Here is an 18186-nt window from a genome sequence, read left to right as displayed (position 1 = left end):
TAATTGTGCATTACGCTAATACTTATTTAGAAAAACCAGTAGTACCTGATGTAAAAATTACAGGTGAAGGAAATACAGATGTACTCAAATGTATGTTAAACACTGGATCTGACATCTATCAGGGTGCATGTAAGAAAAGAGGTTCTACTTTAAAAGAAGAATATAAAAATGCTTCAGGAACCTGTTATATGGATCCAAGAGATATGGCAAAATTAGGTGTAAACAACTGGGATACCGTTTTAGTAAAAACTGACTTTGGTGAAGTTGTTGTAAACTGTGCTGTATCAAGAGACGCACCTCACGAAGGTACTGTATTTATTTGTAAAGGACCTTGGGCTAACACTGTTGTAAGTCACGACACTTACTGCTGTTCTGACCCTACATACAAAGGAATTAAATGTACTGTTGAAAAAACAGACAGAAAAGTATTACTCATGGCAGACTTAATGAGATGGGTATACAAAAAATATGTTGACGAAACTGATGATGACACTGTTGAAAACATGGAATCATTAGGAGAATTACCAGTTTACAAAGGACGTAAATGGGAGGAGTTGATTGATCATGACTTATGAACCACCTGTAACTGATTACGATTACATTGTAGAAAATTGTACCTGTGCATTTTGTGGATGTAACTGTGATGATTTAGATTACTTAGTAAAAGACAATCATGTAGTTGCTGTAAGACACGCATGCAGACTCGGTGCAAGTAAAATCATGGAAGATATGGACCAAAGATTACTTGTTCCAATGATTAGGGATGAAAATGGAGAACTTATGGAAGTAGATTGGGATACTGCTTTAGATAAAGCTGCTGAATACATTGCAAACTCAGTAAGACCAGTATTCTACGGTTGGTCCGAAACTTCAACTGAATGTATGAAAGAAGGAGTAGCTTTAGGTGAATATATTGGTGCAGTATTAGATAACCAAGCAACTATCTGTCACGGTCCTTCCCTACAAGCGGTACAAAACGCAGGTTACCCTATCCAAACTTTAGGAGAAGTACAAAACAGAGCAGACGTAATTGCTTACTCCGGAAGTAACGCAATGAACTCTCACCCAAGACATATGGCAAGATACGCTGTATTCTGTCGTGGATACTTCAGACAAAGAGGAAGATTCGACAGAACTGTTATCACCATGGATCCAAAATTCTCAGACACTGCAAAATGTTCTGACAAATGGATTGGATTCGAACAAAACGGTGACTACGGTTTCTACAACGCTATTAGGGCTGTATTAAGAGGAAAAGAATTATACCAAGATGTTATCTCTGGAATTCCTAAAGAAGACATTTACGAATTAGCTGAAGAAATGAAAAGTGCTGAATTTGGTGTTTTATTCTTCGGTTTAGGATTAACTCACACATTATCCAAACAAAGAAACATCGATATTGCTATTAAAATGGTTCAAGACTTAAACAAATACAGTAAATGGGGTCTTACTCCAATGAGAGGACACTTTAACGTAAACGGTTTCAACATTTTCATGGCATTCGAATGTGGTTTCGCTTTCGGTGTTGACTACTGTAGAGGATATCCTAGATACATGTTAGGAGAAACCAACACTATCGATTTATTAGTAAGGAAAGAACCAGATTGTTTCATGGTTATTGCAGCTGACCCTGGTGCTCACTTCCCTAATGGAGCAAACCAACACTTAGCTAACATTCCTGTTATTCAAATCGATATTCACTGGGGACCATCTACCGAACTCGCAGATGTTGTATTACCAGGTTCATTCATCGGTGTAGAATGTGCTGGTACCAGTTATCGTATGGATGGAGTTCCTATTTTCATGAAAAAAGCTATCGACAAACCAGAAACCTGTCGTGATGACGAATGGATTGTCCGTGAATTGAAAGAAAGAGTAATGAAACTCAGAGAAGAGCCAAACGTAGCTCCAAAATATGTGCCAAATCCAAACGCACTCTAAAGGTGATATAATGGAATATATTCTTAAAAATGGTATTGTCTACGACCCAGCTAATGAAATTAACGGGGAGAAAAAAGATGTCATGTTCAAAGACGGAATTATTGTAGACGAAGTTTCTTCCGATGCAAAAGTCTTAGACGTTACCGATAAAATAGTCATGCCAGCAGGTGTTGACCCTCACGCTCACGTTGCAGGTCCAAAATTAGTAGTTGGAAGATTATACAGACCTGAAGATTCCAGAAGAGGTGTTACTCAAAAAACTAAAGTATTAAGATCCGAATCTGGTTTCTCTATCCCAAGTTGTCCTGCAACCGGTTACAGATACTCAAGATTAGGTTACGGTACTGTTGTAGAAGCAGCTATGCCTCCTCTTGAAGCAAAACACACTCACGAAGAAATCGCAACTATTCCTAACATAGATATTCCAGCTATGCCATTATTCGGTAACAACTGGTTTGTAATGGAATATGCAAAAGAAAATAATATTGAAGACTTATCCGCATTTATTTCTGCATGGTTAAAAATCTCAAAAGGTTACGGAATTAAAATCGTAAACCCATGTGGTAGTGAAGCATGGGGATGGGGTATGAACGTACATGGTGTAAACGATAAAGCACCATACTTCGATGTAACTTCCAAAGAAGTTATCCAAGCTTTAGCTAAAGCTAACGAAATGTTAAACTTACCTCACTCTATACACATTCACCCTAACGATTTAGGACACCCAGGTAATGTTCCAACAACCATTGAAACTATGGATGCTGTTAAAAACATTAAGAAAAGTTCTAAAGCAACTATCAGGGATCAAATTATGCACTTATGCCACCTCCAATTCCACGCATACACTGGAAACAGTTGGAGAGATGCTGCATCAGGTGCAGAAGAAATTGCTAAATACATTAACAAAAACGACCATGTTACATGTGATGTAGGTCAAGTAACTTTAGATGAAACTACTACCATGACTGCAGACGCACCAATGGAATACGACTTATTCAAATTATCTGGTTTAAAATGGACCAACAAAGATATTGAATGTGAAACTGCAGCAGGTATCATTCCATGTATTTACTCAGGTAAAAGCCCTGTTAACTCTTTACAATGGGCTATTGGTCTTGAATTGTTCTTACACATAGACGACCCATGGAAAGTATGTTTAACCACTGACCACCCTAACGCTGGACCTTTCACTAGATATCCTAGAATCATCTCTTGGTTAATGAGTAACCAAAGAAGAACTGAAATGATTGAAAACAGAGAAGTTCACAAATGGGTAGAAAAAAGAACAACCTTACCTACTCTTGACAGAGAATACGATTTCTACGACATTGCAGTTATCTCAAGAGCTGGACCTGCTAAAATCTACGGATTTGAAGACAGAGGAGAACTCACTCCTGGTTACAGAGCAGATATTGCTGTATATGACATAAATCCTAATGATATTGATCCATCCAGACAATATGCTGAAATCGAAAAAGGTTTCAATGTTGCTGACTACACTATTAAAGATGGTCAAATCTTAGTAAAAGACAAAGAAATTGTTAAAGTTAAAGAAAGTCAAAACATTTGGGTTAACGTAAAAGGATACGAAGCACAAGAACAAAAAGTTATCGACGATATCATGCCGTTCTTCACCCAATACTACTCAGTAAAATGGGAAAACTATCCAGTACACGACCATTATGTATCTAACCCAATTAGAGTAGATGTTGAAAAATAAATGGGGTGTTTAGTTTGAAAACAATTACATTTGATCAAATAAAAACTTCTTCAATCGCTTTAGAATTCGATGAATTAATTCCGGATGAAATTTACTCCTGGACTGAAGCTGATTTCGCAAAATATGAAGTTCCTATTGGAAACTCAAGATTCCCAATCACAGACTTCTTCGACATCACTGTTGAAGGTGAAGCTGAAGGACCTGCTGATGTTAAAATGATTCTTAACGGGGACTTAAACAGAGTTAAATACATTGGTTGTAAAATGAGTGCTGGTGACATTGTCTGTAACAGCAGTGTCGACCTTCACGTAGGTGCTGAAATGAGTGGCGGATCCATTCTCGTTAATGGTGATGCAGCTGCTCACGCTGGAAGAGAAATGTCTGGCGGTTACCTTGAAATCACTGGTAATACCAAAGAATTCACTGGTGCTTCTTACATTGGTGAATGGAGAGGTATGACTGGTGGAGAAATCGTTGTTGGCGGTAACGCTGGTAAACAATGTGGTGAATGTTTAACTGGTGGTAAAATCCACGTTAAAGGTAACTGTGATATCTTAGCTGGTATTCACATGACCAAAGGTATTATTGAAATTGACGGTGATGTAAACCGTTGGCCTGGTGGACAAATGAAAAACGGTACCATCGTTATTCACGGATTCTTAGGAAGATTACTTGAAGGATTTGTTCTTGAAGGTATCGTAGAAGACCCTGAAGACAGTGGTGTTGTATTCCCAGGTAAATACATTAAATATACTGGAGATATTGGTCTTAACGGTAAAGGTAATTTATACTTAGATGCTGAAGCAAACAAAGAAAAATTATCTACTTACGGAGAATTAGACGACGAATATACTTCAATCAGAGAATACAGGAATTTATAATTCCTTTCTCTCTTTTTTTATTTTTTGATTGTAAGGTGGTTATATGGCAGAAGAGCTTTTAATGAGTGTTGATGATGCAATAGAATATGTTAGAAACAATGTAAAAGTAGGCGATACTTTAGAAATTTCTTACAATCGTATTTTTGCTCCGGGTGAAGTTTTAAGTGTTCTTGAAGAGGATGAAGAAACTGGCGAAGGACTCAGAGTTAATTTACAATTAAATGGTGAAATATTAAACCAGGCTGTTGAAATTGATTTTAAAGAGATTTATGATGATTTATTAGAAATGAATCATATTTCTGGTGATAAAGAAGTTATTATTGAAATTGATTTCTAAAATAACTCTTTTTTTTATTAATTTTTAATTTTGTTTTATATCTTACGAACAATTATATATATCATGAAATATAACTATAAGTAAGAGGTGAATTCTATGAAAGAATTATCATTATCTGTAGATGAAGCTGTAAATTACTTAAAAGAAAATGTAAAAATTCATGATAATCTTGAAATTTCGTATAATAGAATTTTTGCTGAAGGCGAAATATTGAATATGGATTTTTCAGAGTATTTTGGAAAACCGGGGTTTAAAATGCTGATGTCTCTTGACCAGACACATCTTGATCCTACAATTGAAATTGATGTCCTTGAAATAAAGGAGGATTTGATTGAATTTACCCATACTCCTCAGGATGATGGTGAAATTGTGGAAGTAACTGTAGTTTAATCTACAGTCTATCCATATTTTCAAACGGTAATAATTTTGTATCTGCTTTTACTTCGATATTTATTCCTTTTTCTTTGATGGCTGCAATCGTATTAAGGCCGCTTCCGGTTACAACACCAAAGTTATAGTTTTCTGCTTTTGCATTATATGTCAATTCTCTAGGTTTGCCTATTTTATAGATTGGAAATCCTAATGTTGATAATTTGTCGAGGAAGTAAACACTGTAGTCTCTTGATACATAAGGTATTTCTTTTATACTTGCAAGGACTCTTTTAGGACCCATTTCTGTTGTTATAGCAGTCATATCCTTTGCAATGAAAATTTTGTGAGGGTCAATAGTTGAACCTGTATAGGAAATTAAATCAATAAATAATGGCGGTTCGGTTAGTTCAAGTAAACCTCCATATTTTGGTGTGGATTTGATTCCGTTTTTGATTAATAGTCCATCAATGCTTAAGCTGCATACTGTGGCAATTCCCACTTTTTTGTCATCTTCCGGGTGGGATATGATTTGGTAGTGTGGATTCAAGTATTTCATGTTTTTCTCATAACTTTCTTCCATCACTTTCATTGCTTCGTCCAAATCGTCCTTGTTAACATAAGAAATGTTTGCTATTATATTTCCGTTTTGCTTTTCAATATCCAAATCGACCTGTTGGATTAGGTTCCATGACTTTGAAAGTATAAACTGAATGTTTGATTCTTTATTTTTAGAAATTCCTTTCAGATTATAGTTTATATTGTGGGTGATAGGCTTTAATTTGTCAAAGTTTTCTAGCTGTTCGCCTATTTTAATATCAATGTCATAGCCTAATTCTTGTATTGCACAAAATGGAGTTATTCCCCCTATTATTGCAATACCCATCATTCCCTTATCGACAGGCAATCCCAAAATGTTTTCTCCATCATCAGAAATTGCAAGTATTCCGCCTATACCAAGCTTTTTTAGTTTGGATAGTATTTGCATTGTTTTTTCTTTGGCAACACTTGGTATCAATCTGAAGTTTGCCGGAATATGTCCGCTTCCTTCATTTATAACATCCAATACTGATGTCATTTTTGGAGCTATGAATGCATCCAATGGCGTTACTGAAGTTTTTTTATAGGAAATCAGTTCATTGAATGAAATTGGATGATTATCTTCGATTTGAACTATTCCTCCATATACTGGTTGGGATGCAATACCTTCATTCAATAATATTCCATCAATTGTTGTTCCACATATGGTTTTTAGTTCCATGTTGCCTGTACTTTTGACCTCATTTATATTGACGTAAGGGCTTACAGAAAGGCCACTTGCAATAATATCTTTGAGTATATTGTAGCTTTCTTCGTTATATATGGTTGAGCTATTGACAACAACATTTCCTTTTTTGTTCATATAGTTGAAGTCAGTTAAATATATCAATTCTTCAAATTTTGAATAAATGAAATCTACTTGATCATAAACCAATCCTTTTTCTAGCTTTTCACGCCCCAAATCTGTAATGCGACGTCCAGAATAACCCATTCTTTCAGTATAGCCCTTTTCATCCAATATCTGCATGTGGTATCTTACGGCACGTTCACCTAAATTAAAACCCTTTTCCTTTAATTCGTCAGCTATTAATTTAGAGCCTGTAGGTTTGTTCTGTTTGTTTAAAATTCTTAAAATTTCAATCATTCGGCGTTCTGATTCTGACATGAAGTAGCTCCTAAATAAAAATCAAATATAATCATTTTTAACTTGTTAAAAATCATCATATTTAAAAATAAAAATAATATTTAGATTTAAATATCTAAATATTTTCTTTGTTCATATCCGAATACCTGTACTCTGTATTCGTCCCATTCTTTATATTTGAGTTCTAGGAATTTTTCACTTACATGGCTTCCTAAAGCATTTAATATGAGTGGGTCTTCTTCAAGGGAATGGTATGCTTCCCATAAACTAGTTGGCAATACTTTAATTCCCATTGATTCTCTTTCCTCTTCATTTAATTCATAAATGTTGATTTCAGTAGGTTCTCCAGGGTCAATTTTATTAACGATTCCGTCCACTCCTGCTTCTAGCATTACTGCAAATGCGAGGTATGGGTTACATGCTGGGTCTGGAGCTCTGTATTCAATACGTGTAGCTTTTCCACGAGCTGCAGGAATTCTTATTAATGTTGATCTATTTTTAAAACCATATGCTCTGTATACTGGTGCTTCATAACCAGGTACCAGACGTTTGTATGAGTTTACGATTGGGTTGGTGATTGCAGTAATTGCTGGGGCATGTTTCAGTAATCCTCCCATAAAATGCATTGCATCTTTTGAAAGGCCTGTTTCTGAATTAGGGTCTGAAAATAAGTTTCTGTCTCCTTTGAATACGGATTGGTGACAGTGCATTCCACTACCGCTCACTCCAAAGAATGGTTTAGGCATGAATGTTACTCTGTAATCCATCTGGTCAAATGTAGCCATATTATCTACGATAGCTTTTATTGCTTGTTTGAATGTAATTACAGCATCTGCTGTTTTCAAAGCGTCTTTGAATTTGAAAGCAATTTCGTTTTGACCAGGTGCTACCTCGTGGTGGGATGCTTCAACTTCAAAATCCAGCTCTTCCAAATTCAATGTTAACTCTCTTCTGAAGTCAGGTCCTTTGTCTAAAGGCTCAACATCAAAGTATCCTGCTTGGTCGTATGGCATCGGATATCCGTTTTCATCAATGTCTACAATGAAAAATTCTGGTTCAGGTCCTATGTTGTATTTTAAACCCATTTCAGCAATATGGGATAATGATTTTTTAAGCACTCCTCTAGGGTCTCCTGCAAACGGTTTTTTCTCAGGAGTCCATACGTCACAGATAAATCTGCATGTTGCGGATTCTTCAGGCCTCCAGGATAATCTTGAATATGTATCAATATCTGGTTTTAAGACTAAATCACTATCATTTATTCCTACAAATCCGGCAATAGATGAACCATCAAATAACATTCCTTCATTGAATAATTCGGCCATATCTTCTCCATTAAATGGAATAACAATATTTTTAACTGTTCCATTGATATCTACGAATTGTAAACGAATAAATTTGATGTTGTCCTCTTTCATTTGTTCTGTTATTAGTTGGATTTTTTCTTCACTGATGTCACTCATTAAATCTACTCCGAAACTTTATTAATCGGAAAATATATTCCTATATAAAAAAATTTTTCCATTTTATGTTATATAAATCTTTTGAAAAGATATTAATTATTTTATATTTTATAGTATAATAATCTGTAAGATTATTTCAATTATACTATTTTTTGTTTAGAATTAAAATTATATATTATTATTTTGTTTAAAATTAATTGTAAAAAAATAAGAAAATGTGGGGTATGTTTAAATTTCTTCTATTGAAAATGAATTAAGATTCAACAGGTCAAAAGTTAATATTTCCGGTGCAGCAGTAACTTTCCCCACTCCTGTAATAATTTTAAAGGCTTCCATCCCTTGAAGGCATCCGATTAAATTTGGTGTTGGGCCAATGACTGGCGGAACTCCTGATGTAACATTTGAAAGTTCATCCAAAACTTCTGGTGTAAGCTCTTTTCCTTTTGACGGCAAATTAAACATTTCTTCATAAGTTCTTTCGCCGTCTGGTAAAAATGTTGTTAATTGGCCTAATGTTCCGTGAATTGCGCCGTGAATATATGGAATTCCTTTTTCTTTTGCTTTTCTTGAAACGATTACTCTTGTTAAGACATTGTCCAGAGCATCAATAACTATATCTGAATCTGAAATAATCTTATCAATATTAGTTTCATCCACATGTTCACTGTAACTTGTAATCTTAACGTATGGGTTTATTAAACGAACTTTTTCGGCTGCAACTGCACTTTTGTCCAATCCGACTTCAGATAAGTTTGCTAATGTTTGCCTGTTAAGATTTGAAATGTCAAATGCATCTTCATCAACAACAATAAGTTCACCAATACCCATTCTCGCTAACATTTCGATGCTTTGACCTCCAATACCTCCACAGCCAATAACAGAAATTTTAGCATCTTTGAATCTTTGCTGTTCGCTTCTTGTAACAATACTCATTTGACGTGAAGCTATTTCCCAGTATCCGTCACCTATATATCTTGTTGGCATATTTTCACCTTAAAAATGATCAAATTCACTGCCGAAGTACTCATATACCTTTTGCAGTTCTTTTGGAATATCTAACATTTGAGTACAAAATGGAATACACTCCTTACAGTCAATGCAGCTGTCTGCTCTTGAATCATCATCAATCAATGAGAAATACTGCATTGCACTGGCCTTTGGATCATTCATCATATGTGCAATATTGTATTCGGTTAAGCAGTTTATGATATCAACACCATGTGGACAAGGCATACAGTATCCGCATCTTGTACATCTGTTTCCTAAAAATGTCCTGTATGTTCTTGCAACTTCTCTTATTAATTCCTGATCGTTTTCACTGATGATGTCTTCTGTTGAAGCAATTCTGATATTGTCTTTAACTTGCTCCAAGCTAGTCATACCACTTAAAACACAATCAGCATCGTCCCTGTTCCATAAGTATTGCAAAGCCCATTCTACAGGGGTTCTTTTAACTTCTGCCATATCCCATAATTTTTGAACTTCTGCCGGGATATTATTGACCAGTCTTCCTCCACGAAGAGGTTCCATAATCATGCTTCCAACATTTATCTGTTTTAGATAGTCAAGTCCCATAATTCCTGATTGGTAATATTCATCCAGATAGTTCATTTGGGTTAGGACAACTTCCCATTTGGGATATTCGTCTAAAATTTCAATTAGGTAATCTACTTCAATATGGGATGAGAACCCTACATGCTTTACCTTACCGCTGCTGAGACAGTCATCTAAAAAGTCTAAAACATCCAAATCTTTAACCTTAAACCAATCTGGTTCAGTCAAGGAATGAAGCAGGTATATATCAATATAATCCGTCTGTAATTTTTCCAGTTGTATGTCAAGATATTTATCAAAATCAGATTTTTCTTCCATCAGCCATGATGGAGACTTTGTGGAAAGTATTATTTCATCCCTATAACTGTTTTCCTTTAAAAATTTACCAATGAATTTTTCACTGTTACCGTTACCGTCCAGCTCCTTACTGTGGTAAGGATATGCGGTGTCAATTAAGTTGATTCCATTTTCTATTCCATATTTGAGCATTTTAGTAGCTTCAACTTCATCAATGTCTGCATTGGAGTTTACTGTCGGCAGTCTCATAGTTCCAAAACCTAATCTTGAAACTTTAAGTCCGCTTTTTCCAAGTTCATTATATAACATTTCATACCCTCATTAGCTTAACAAGGATATTTTTTTTAAAATAAGTATATAAAATATATGTTTTTAAATTGAAATTAATAAAAAAAGTTTTTAAAAATGTATACCTGGGATTTAAGATGCCGGGAACGGGATTCGAACCCGTGGCCTCACGGTATCCCAGGTATTAGTCAGAGCACTGCTTTTTATACCCTATGAGCCGTGCGCTCTAACCAGCTGAGCCACCCCGGCATAAATAACATACATATATTAGTTCAATGTTACATTTAAAGTTTTCCTTTTTTACAACATTTTTGCTTGTTTTTTCAATTTTTCAATTTTTTTAATTTAATGGTAACATATATTTAAAAGGATATACACATTTATTAATGTATAAAAATTATATGGAGATATTTTATGAGTAAAGTTAAGGATATGTCTCTTGCACCAGAGGGTGTCAGAAAAATTGAATGGGTTCAAAAACACATGCCTGTTTTAGAACACATTAAAGAAGAATATTTAGAAACTCAACCTTTCAAAGGAATTACTATTGGATCATGTTTACATTTAGAACCTAAAACAATTAATTTAGGTTTAACTTTAATGGCTGGTGGAGCTGAAGTCGCAATGACTGGATGCAACCCATTATCCACTCATGATGATGCTGTGGCTGGAGCTGCAGATTTAGGTTTAAACGTTTATGGTTGGAGAGAACAAGACGACGAAGAATATTACCAAACCATTAATATGGTACTTGATCACAAACCTGACATAATCATCGATGACGGAGCAGACATGATTATGGTACTTCACAACGAAAGAACAGAATTGTTAAGCCACATTAAAGGCGCATGTGAAGAAACCACAACTGGTGTGCACAGATTACAAGCAATGCATGCAGACGGAGCATTAAAATTCCCAGTAATCGCAGTAAACGATGCATACACCAAATACTTATTCGATAACCGTTACGGAACTGGCCAATCAAGTTTTGATGCAATAATGGGAACCACCAACATGGTAATTGCAGGAAAAACCGTCGTAGTCTGCGGATACGGATGGTGTGGAAGAGGATTAGCTTTACGTGCAGCAGGTTTAGGTGCTGATGTAATCGTAACAGAAGTTGATCCAATCAGAGCATTAGAAGCAAGAATGGACGGATACAGAGTAATGACAATCCGCGAAGCAGTAAAACAAGCAGACTTAATCATAACTGTAACCGGTAATGCTGATATCATCTGCGGTGACGACTTCAAATACATGAAAGACGGATGTATGCTTGCAAACTCCGGACACTTCAACGTGGAAATCAACAGACCAGACCTCGAAGCAATCTCAACCGAAGTTAAAGAAGTAAGAGAAAGTATCGAAGAATTCACAACCAAAGACGGACGTAAAATTTATCTTTTAGCTGATGGTCGTTTAGTAAACTTATCAGCAGCACGCGGACAAGGACACCCTGCTGAAATCATGGACATGAGTTTTGCAGTACAAGCATTATCCGCAAAACACATTCTCGAAAACGATTTGCCTGTCGGTGTAACCAAAGCACCTGATGAAATTGACTACAATGTTGCAAGTTTAAAATTACAAGCAATGGGCATTGAAATCGACTCATTAACAGATAAACAAAAAGCTTACATGGCGAACTGGCAAGAAGGAACATAATTCCTTCCATTTTTTATTTTTCATGTCTTTTTTTAAATATATTGATAATGGTAAAGGTCCCACTAAACTTTTTTTAGGTGGAGTACATGGAAACGAGGGAAAAACCTCTATAAAATTTATTAAAAAACTCAAACAAGAAGATTTGTCCTCTGGTCAGTTTTATTTTTATAATTTTGATAAAACAAAGTATATGTCCACAATTAAAAAGGAATATTATGAATCGGATTTGGGTCAAAGGATTTTAAAGTTAATTAACTATTTTGAGCCGGATTTTTATACAGAACTTCATTGCTTTGATTTAAGCCATTATGATAAATTGACATCAATGGATCGCTATAAACGAACTGGTGTTCCTCCATTGATTCCTGCGGGAAATCATGTTTTGGTATCATCTGTTTCACCATTGATTAGAATGACTTATTTTTCAACAGATACCGTTTGCAAAACTTTGGAGTTTCCATGCATTGAAAAGTTGACTCCTGAAATAATGAAAAAATACGATTTTGATATGGATTTGGCAATCGAGAGATATATGGATTTGCTTAGGCTAATTACTAAGTGTGAAACTAGGATGGACTTTGAATATGCAATGATGAAAAAGTATAAAACTCAAGTTAAGTTGGCTATGAATTATGCAAAAAAAGTATTTGGGGAGGATTTTCCTCCTTATTAAAACCATGCGTCAAGGCTTCCCTGTGATGAACTTAAATTTTTAAGCTTATCTGAAGCTTTTACAACACGGCTTTCCGAAAATCCATGTTCATAACATAAAAATTCAACAAGTCCTTCTTTATCTGGCTTGTTCCATTTGATTTTATAGTCAGTATTTACATTATGGTTTAAAAATATGTCTTTTACTTCATTCAAATCATGTGAACTTTCTTTTTGAAGTTCATCTAGTTTTTCCTGAAGTTGATCTTTTTTAGCTAACTTCAGTGCAGTTTTAGCACCTACTCCTTTTAGGCCATCACAGAAATCGGTTCCAATCAGTATTCCCATTTCAATTAACTCTTCACGAGTAATATTCAATTCGTGCAATACATGTCTTAACTCATAGTATTCCAGATTTCCCAAGTTTGAATTAACTGCAAGATTTCTTACAACTCTTTTTGCTCCGAATAATAAACAGTCATAATCTTGTGAAGCTACAGCATACGCATCACCTTTTTCAACAAGATATGCTGCTTGGGCTTCTCCTTCCCCTTTTGCTTCAACATATGGTATTCCCATTAAAGTCAATAATCTTTTGGATGATTCAATAATTTCTGGGGATAATTTTGAAGATCTCATTGCATATTTTCGTGCCTTTTCTGTGTCTCCACTTTTTAGGGCTTCTTTATAAATTTTTTCAGCTTCATCCCTTATTTCTCTTCTTTTGGTTTGGGTGTCACTTTTAAGTTCAGGTGCTTTTCCATCAAAAACATAAATTGGCTTTATTCCCTTTTCAACCATTGATGAATTTCTATATAGAATTCCACTTAAATGGGAGGTTATATTTCCATTTTCATCGCATAATGGCTGCCCGTCCCTTTGCCTTATCGTTGATAAAAATTGATATAGTGTATTGAATGCATCTATGGAAACGGCTCTGCCTTCAAGGTCTTTGAAGTCTATTTTTTTAGGTTCGATTATATCTTTAAGTTTTACACCCATCAATACCACCTATATGTTAGTAAATTTGCTTACTGGGAACACTTCTTTAATCCACATTAATATTTCATTTTTATGTATGATTGCATAGTCTCTTGCTAGCATATCTTCTGTTGTATTAAATAGTTCCTGTAGTGTTTTATTTGGTTTTTCAATATATATGTTGTTAATTTCTCTTCTTGATTCGATATTGTAATTTTTAAGAATTCTACCGATTGGTATATCTGCTCTAACAAGGTCAGAGCATATTTCATCAGTCAATCTTTTTAGTGGGATATAAGATATTGCATAGATTAGATTTTCATCATCTTTATGCATTATAACTTCCCTAAAATTAATCAAATCCCCAGCTTCTGCATTAATTAATTTTGCAGTTTCTTCTGTTGCATCTTCAAAATGTTGTTCAAGTGTTGATAGTGTAATTTTTCCATATAATACATCTAATATTGCTGTTATTGAACCATCGGTTGTCAATAGTATTTTTTGTGTGTTTGAAAAGTTTTTTGGATATGAATCTTCAACAGTATTTATTTTTTCAATAAGTCTCTTATTGGCTTCATTTTTATTCATTGGCATTTTATTCACATCAAATCTTTTGGATTTGTTATAACTCCTTCAATTGCAGAAGCAGCTACAACTTTTGAATTTGAAAGGTAGACTGAAGATTTTGGATCCCCCATTCTTCCTTTGAAATTCCTATTTGTTGTGGATATACAAACTTCACCTTCGGATAATACTCCCATATGTCCTCCAAGACATGGTCCACATCCGGGATTACAAATTATAGCTCCAGCATCAATAAATGCTTCAATATATCCTAGGTTCATTGCTTGTTTGTATATTTCACGTGATGCTGGCAATATTAATAATCTAATATTATCGTTAATTTTTTGGTCTTTCAAGATTTCATATGCATCTTTCAAATCGGATAATCTGCCGTTTGTACATGAACCGATTAAACATTGGTCTATTGCTGTTCCCTCAATTTTGGAAATGTCGCATACATTATCTACATCATTTGGACATGCGATTTGAGGTTCCATGTCAGTCACATCAAAATGCATTTCTTTTTCATAAACAGCATCTTTGTCTGATTTCACGATATTGAGTTCACTTTCTTTTTTAGAAGTTCTTTTGCATATGTAATCAATCACTTCTTTATTCGGTTCCATTATTCCGTTTTTTGCACCCATTTCAATTGCCATATTACACATGGTTGCTCTTCCTTCAACACCCATGTTTTCAATGATGTCGCCACAAAACTCTGCAGTTTTATATGTTGCACCAGCAATTCCTATTTCACCAATAATGTTTAAAATTATATCTTTAGGTGCAATGTAAGGATTCAATTCTCCAGTAACTTCCATTTTAATGGCTTGTGGAACCATGAACCATGTTTTTCCAGTAGCCCAGACCATTGCTAAATCTGTTGCACCCATACCTGTGGAAAATGCTCCAAAAGCACCATATGTACAAGTATGTGAATCAGCACCAACTATTACTTTTCCAGGTTCAACCAATCCCATTTCCGGAACTACCTGGTGGCATATTCCTTCTCCGTGAATATAATTTTTACTTATTTTCTGCTTTTTTATGAATTCTCGGCAGACCTTTTGAAATTCTGCAGATCCAATTGTATTTGCCGGAACATTGTGGTCAAAAATTATTGCAATTTTTTCTGGATTCCATACCTTATCTGCCACTTTTTCAAAGGTTTTTATTGCTGGCGGTGAAGTTCCGTCATGAGACATTGCGAGGTCAACTGGAATTTCTATTATTTCGCCTGGGGTTACTTCATGACCAGCTTTTTTTGATAAGATTTTTTCAGTAATATTCATAGTCATGACCTATTCTTTTTTGCTGGTTTTTTTAACTATGTCCTTGAACACCTGATCGTTGATGTATTTTCCTTCTTCTCTGGATTTTTTAACTTGTCTTACAATTTCAATAAGTTGTTCATCACTAACATCAAGTTCACATTCATTTAATTTAGCCCTAACAGCTCTGCATCCTGAATGCTTTCCTAAAACAAGTTGTCTTTTCTGGCCAACCAATTCAGGTACATATGGTTCATAGCATAAAGGCTCTTCAATTACTGCATCAACATGAATTCCGGATTCATGTCTGAATACATTGTTTCCCACAACTGGTTTGTTGTATGGAATTGGTAATCCGCTTGCCTGAGATACGATATTTGATAATTCGGTAATGTATTTGGTTTTGAATCCCAAATCTTTTCCATATAATATTTTTAAAGCCATAATTAACTCTTCAAGTGAAGCATTTCCTGCTCTTTCACCAATTCCATTGACTGTGGTTGAGATACCTTTTGCTCCAGCCAACACTCCGGTAATTGAGTTAATGACCGCTAAACCAAAATCATTGTGGCAGTGAAGAGCAATATTAATGTTTAAATCTTTTACAAGTTCTCTGACCAAGTAATCAATTCCCTGTGGGGTGATAGCACCTGTGGTATCAGCAATATGAACTCTGTCTGCACCGCATTCCTGGGCTTTTGAATAGATTCTTTTCAAGAATTCAATATCTGTTCTTGTTGCGTCTTCTGCTGAAAATGCAACATATAAACCGTGGTCTTTTGCATAATCAACTGCAGTTTCACATAAATTGATTGCATCTTGGCGTGTAATGTGCATTTTGTGGTCTAGATGTATGTCTGAAGTTCCAACAAAAGTAATGATACCATCTACATCACAGTCTAGAGCAGCATCTATGTCTTCTGGCTTTGTTCTGGTCAATGCTAGAATATCTGCATCCAAACCTTCTTTTGCTATTGCAGTTACGCTTTCTCTTTCTCTTTCAGAAACTATTGGAAAACCTGCTTCAATTTGGTTGATTTTAAATTGGTCAAGTTTACGGGCAATTTCTAATTTTTCTTCAAAACTGAAACAAACACCGGGGGTCTGTTCTCCATCTCTTAGAGTAGTATCATAAATTATAAAATCTTCTGGGAAAGTTATTTCACATTCTTTATTGTAATGACTTATAAAATATTGCAATTATCTCACTTCTTTATATAATTATAATTATTATAGTATTTTCTTTTGATATTAATATAATTTTTCTAAAAGTTCCAGATAGGATGTTCTTTCAAATCCATCATTAACTCCCAATTTTGAAAATAAATCAAAAATTTTATTTTGAGCTTCTGTATGGTTATTTCCATCTTCAAGAGCAATTTCTATTTCCATATACGGGTCCAAACCTTCAATGTCATCTAAACTTATCTCAAAGTTTTTGTATGAATAGTATTGTCTGTCTTTTTTGACTGCCCTTACCTTTGTAAATCCCAAATGTTGAAAAATCTTGCTGCACTTTTCACTATCTTCTATTCCAATTTCAATTTCTTCACGTGTTTTGCTTTTGGAATCTATTTTTGGTCCTTTATATGTTATGAATATATTTTCATCGTTATTTTCTTTAGTTGTTCTTATTCTTAAGGCTTCATCGGTATTTGCAAAATCCACTATTGGACTGTTAAAATAGATATCTTCTTGAAATTCTTTTTTAGTTTTTGTAGCTCCAAGATTTTCCAACTTTTTTTCCATATCTTTAAAATTTTTAATTTTTGCTTTAACTTCAACTTCTATCATTTCAATTTCCCCATTAATTTAATATTTAAAATTTTTTAATTTTAATATTTTTGATATTTTTATTTAAATAAACATAACTTTATATACTATTTAAATGAAATATTTTATTAGTAAAAATTTAAATTTTTGTTTTCTTAATTTTTACTTACTACTTTTAAAAACTTAATTGGAGGTTTTAATTTGACCGATGTTGACATTAAAATAGAAAACATTGTAGCTTCCGCAAGCATTGGCAAGGACATTGTCCTGACTGATGTGTCCCAAGCTTTAGAAGGGGTTAATTTTAATCGTGAACAGTTTCCGGGATTAGTTTTCAAACTTAAAGATCCTAAAACCGCAGCGTTAATCTTCAGCTCTGGTAAGCTTGTTTGTACTGGAGCAAAATCTATAGATGATTCCAAATTGGCAATCAAGAAAACTGTAGATTTGATGAGGGAAGTAGATACAGAAATTCCTCACGAATTTGAAATTAAAATTCAAAATATTGTGGCATCTGCAAATTTGCAATCCACATTAAATTTAGAAGCAGTAGCTTTAGAACTTGAGGATACCGAATATGAACCTGAACAATTTCCTGGTTTAGTATACAGATTATCTGATCCTAAAGTTGTGCTATTATTGTTTGGTTCCGGTAAAGTTGTTTGTACTGGAGCAAAAACAAAAAGCGACGCTAAATTAGGCGTCGAAAGAGCTTACGATAGATTAAGTGAGCTAGATTTAATATAA

Annotated in this window: 18 protein-coding genes and 1 tRNA gene; 9 read left to right on the top strand and 10 right to left on the bottom strand. The window is 34.5% G+C overall.

Annotated features, from left to right (window positions below):
• Window positions 1-5 precede the first annotated feature (5 nt).
• From SM9_RS10760 to SM9_RS10735, 6 genes are all read left to right on the top strand, one after another.
• Window positions 6-575 (top strand): molybdopterin dinucleotide binding domain-containing protein, encoded by a 570-nt coding sequence (locus SM9_RS10760; protein ID WP_058740360.1) that lies wholly within the window; start codon window positions 6-8, stop codon window positions 573-575.
• Window positions 565-1941: a formylmethanofuran dehydrogenase subunit B gene (locus tag SM9_RS10755; protein ID WP_058740136.1), complete on the top strand. Its 1377-nt coding sequence runs from the start codon at window positions 565-567 to the stop codon at window positions 1939-1941. Before SM9_RS10760 ends, SM9_RS10755 begins: the two co-directional genes overlap by 11 nt.
• Before the next feature lie 7 nt (window positions 1942-1948).
• Window positions 1949-3661 (top strand): formylmethanofuran dehydrogenase subunit A, encoded by a 1713-nt coding sequence (locus SM9_RS10750; RefSeq protein WP_083495932.1) that lies wholly within the window; start codon window positions 1949-1951, stop codon window positions 3659-3661.
• Window positions 3662-3666: 5 nt separating this feature from the next.
• Window positions 3667-4542, top strand: a complete 876-nt coding sequence (locus SM9_RS10745) for a formylmethanofuran dehydrogenase subunit C (protein ID WP_058740134.1) — start codon at window positions 3667-3669, stop codon at window positions 4540-4542.
• 43 nt (window positions 4543-4585) lie between these two features.
• Window positions 4586-4879: a DUF2097 domain-containing protein gene (locus SM9_RS10740; protein ID WP_058740133.1), complete on the top strand. Its 294-nt coding sequence runs from the start codon at window positions 4586-4588 to the stop codon at window positions 4877-4879.
• A gap of 96 nt (window positions 4880-4975) precedes the next feature.
• The gene (locus SM9_RS10735) at window positions 4976-5269 is read left to right on the top strand and encodes a DUF2097 domain-containing protein (RefSeq protein WP_058740132.1); all 294 of its coding nucleotides are present in this window, start codon (window positions 4976-4978) and stop codon (window positions 5267-5269) included.
• Between the two features lies 1 nt (window position 5270).
• Here SM9_RS10735 and SM9_RS10730 read toward each other — a convergent pair whose 3' ends face one another.
• The 5 genes from SM9_RS10730 to SM9_RS10710 all read right to left on the bottom strand — a co-directional run bounded on the left by SM9_RS10730 (window position 5271) and on the right by SM9_RS10710 (window position 10783).
• Window positions 5271-6953, bottom strand: coding sequence for a DUF128 domain-containing protein (locus SM9_RS10730; RefSeq protein WP_058740131.1), 1683 nt, complete (start codon window positions 6951-6953; stop codon window positions 5271-5273).
• Window positions 6954-7039: 86 nt separating this feature from the next.
• Entirely contained in the window at window positions 7040-8395 is a 1356-nt protein-coding gene (gene glnA, locus SM9_RS10725; RefSeq protein ID WP_058740130.1) for a type I glutamate--ammonia ligase, read from the bottom strand.
• A gap of 228 nt (window positions 8396-8623) precedes the next feature.
• On the bottom strand, window positions 8624-9379 hold the full coding sequence (locus SM9_RS10720) for a HesA/MoeB/ThiF family protein (protein WP_058740129.1): 756 nt from the start codon (window positions 9377-9379) through the stop codon (window positions 8624-8626).
• Window positions 9380-9388: 9 nt separating this feature from the next.
• A complete protein-coding gene (locus SM9_RS10715) occupies window positions 9389-10555 on the bottom strand; it encodes an aldo/keto reductase (protein ID WP_058740128.1) in 1167 nt (388 codons plus the stop codon).
• A gap of 117 nt (window positions 10556-10672) precedes the next feature.
• A tRNA-Met gene (locus SM9_RS10710) sits at window positions 10673-10783 on the bottom strand.
• A gap of 165 nt (window positions 10784-10948) precedes the next feature.
• On the opposite strand from SM9_RS10710, the gene SM9_RS10705 reads away from it, so the two are divergent.
• Window positions 10949-12199 carry an adenosylhomocysteinase gene (locus SM9_RS10705; protein WP_058740127.1) on the top strand — a complete coding sequence of 417 codons (1251 nt, stop codon included), beginning with the start codon at window positions 10949-10951 and terminating at the stop codon, window positions 12197-12199.
• 22 nt (window positions 12200-12221) lie between these two features.
• The gene (locus tag SM9_RS10700; protein ID WP_058740126.1) at window positions 12222-12872 is read left to right on the top strand and encodes a DUF2119 domain-containing protein; all 651 of its coding nucleotides are present in this window, start codon (window positions 12222-12224) and stop codon (window positions 12870-12872) included.
• Here the strand turns inward: SM9_RS10700 and fen are convergent.
• From fen to cyaB, 5 genes are read right to left on the bottom strand one after another with little or no spacing between them, the layout of a single operon-like run.
• Entirely contained in the window at window positions 12869-13852 is a 984-nt protein-coding gene (fen, locus tag SM9_RS10695; RefSeq protein WP_058740125.1) for a flap endonuclease-1, read from the bottom strand. The genes SM9_RS10700 and fen overlap by 4 nt on opposite strands.
• A gap of 9 nt (window positions 13853-13861) precedes the next feature.
• The gene (locus SM9_RS10690; protein ID WP_058740124.1) at window positions 13862-14425 is read right to left on the bottom strand and encodes a chorismate--pyruvate lyase family protein; all 564 of its coding nucleotides are present in this window, start codon (window positions 14423-14425) and stop codon (window positions 13862-13864) included.
• A 5-nt stretch (window positions 14426-14430) separates the two neighbouring features.
• A complete protein-coding gene (gene hacA, locus SM9_RS10685; protein ID WP_058740123.1) occupies window positions 14431-15687 on the bottom strand; it encodes a homoaconitase large subunit in 1257 nt (418 codons plus the stop codon).
• Between the two features lie 9 nt (window positions 15688-15696).
• A complete protein-coding gene (locus SM9_RS10680) occupies window positions 15697-16866 on the bottom strand; it encodes a homocitrate synthase family protein (protein WP_058740122.1) in 1170 nt (389 codons plus the stop codon).
• A 51-nt stretch (window positions 16867-16917) separates the two neighbouring features.
• Window positions 16918-17460, bottom strand: coding sequence for a class IV adenylate cyclase (cyaB, locus tag SM9_RS10675; RefSeq protein WP_058740121.1), 543 nt, complete (start codon window positions 17458-17460; stop codon window positions 16918-16920).
• A gap of 180 nt (window positions 17461-17640) precedes the next feature.
• On the opposite strand from cyaB, the gene SM9_RS10670 reads away from it, so the two are divergent.
• Window positions 17641-18186 (top strand): TATA-box-binding protein, encoded by a 546-nt coding sequence (locus SM9_RS10670; RefSeq protein ID WP_058740120.1) that lies wholly within the window; start codon window positions 17641-17643, stop codon window positions 18184-18186.

This window comes from Methanobrevibacter millerae, assembly GCF_001477655.1.
GTDB lineage: Archaea > Methanobacteriota > Methanobacteria > Methanobacteriales > Methanobacteriaceae > Methanocatella > Methanocatella millerae_A.
This window is presented reverse-complemented; position numbering and strand designations above follow the sequence as displayed.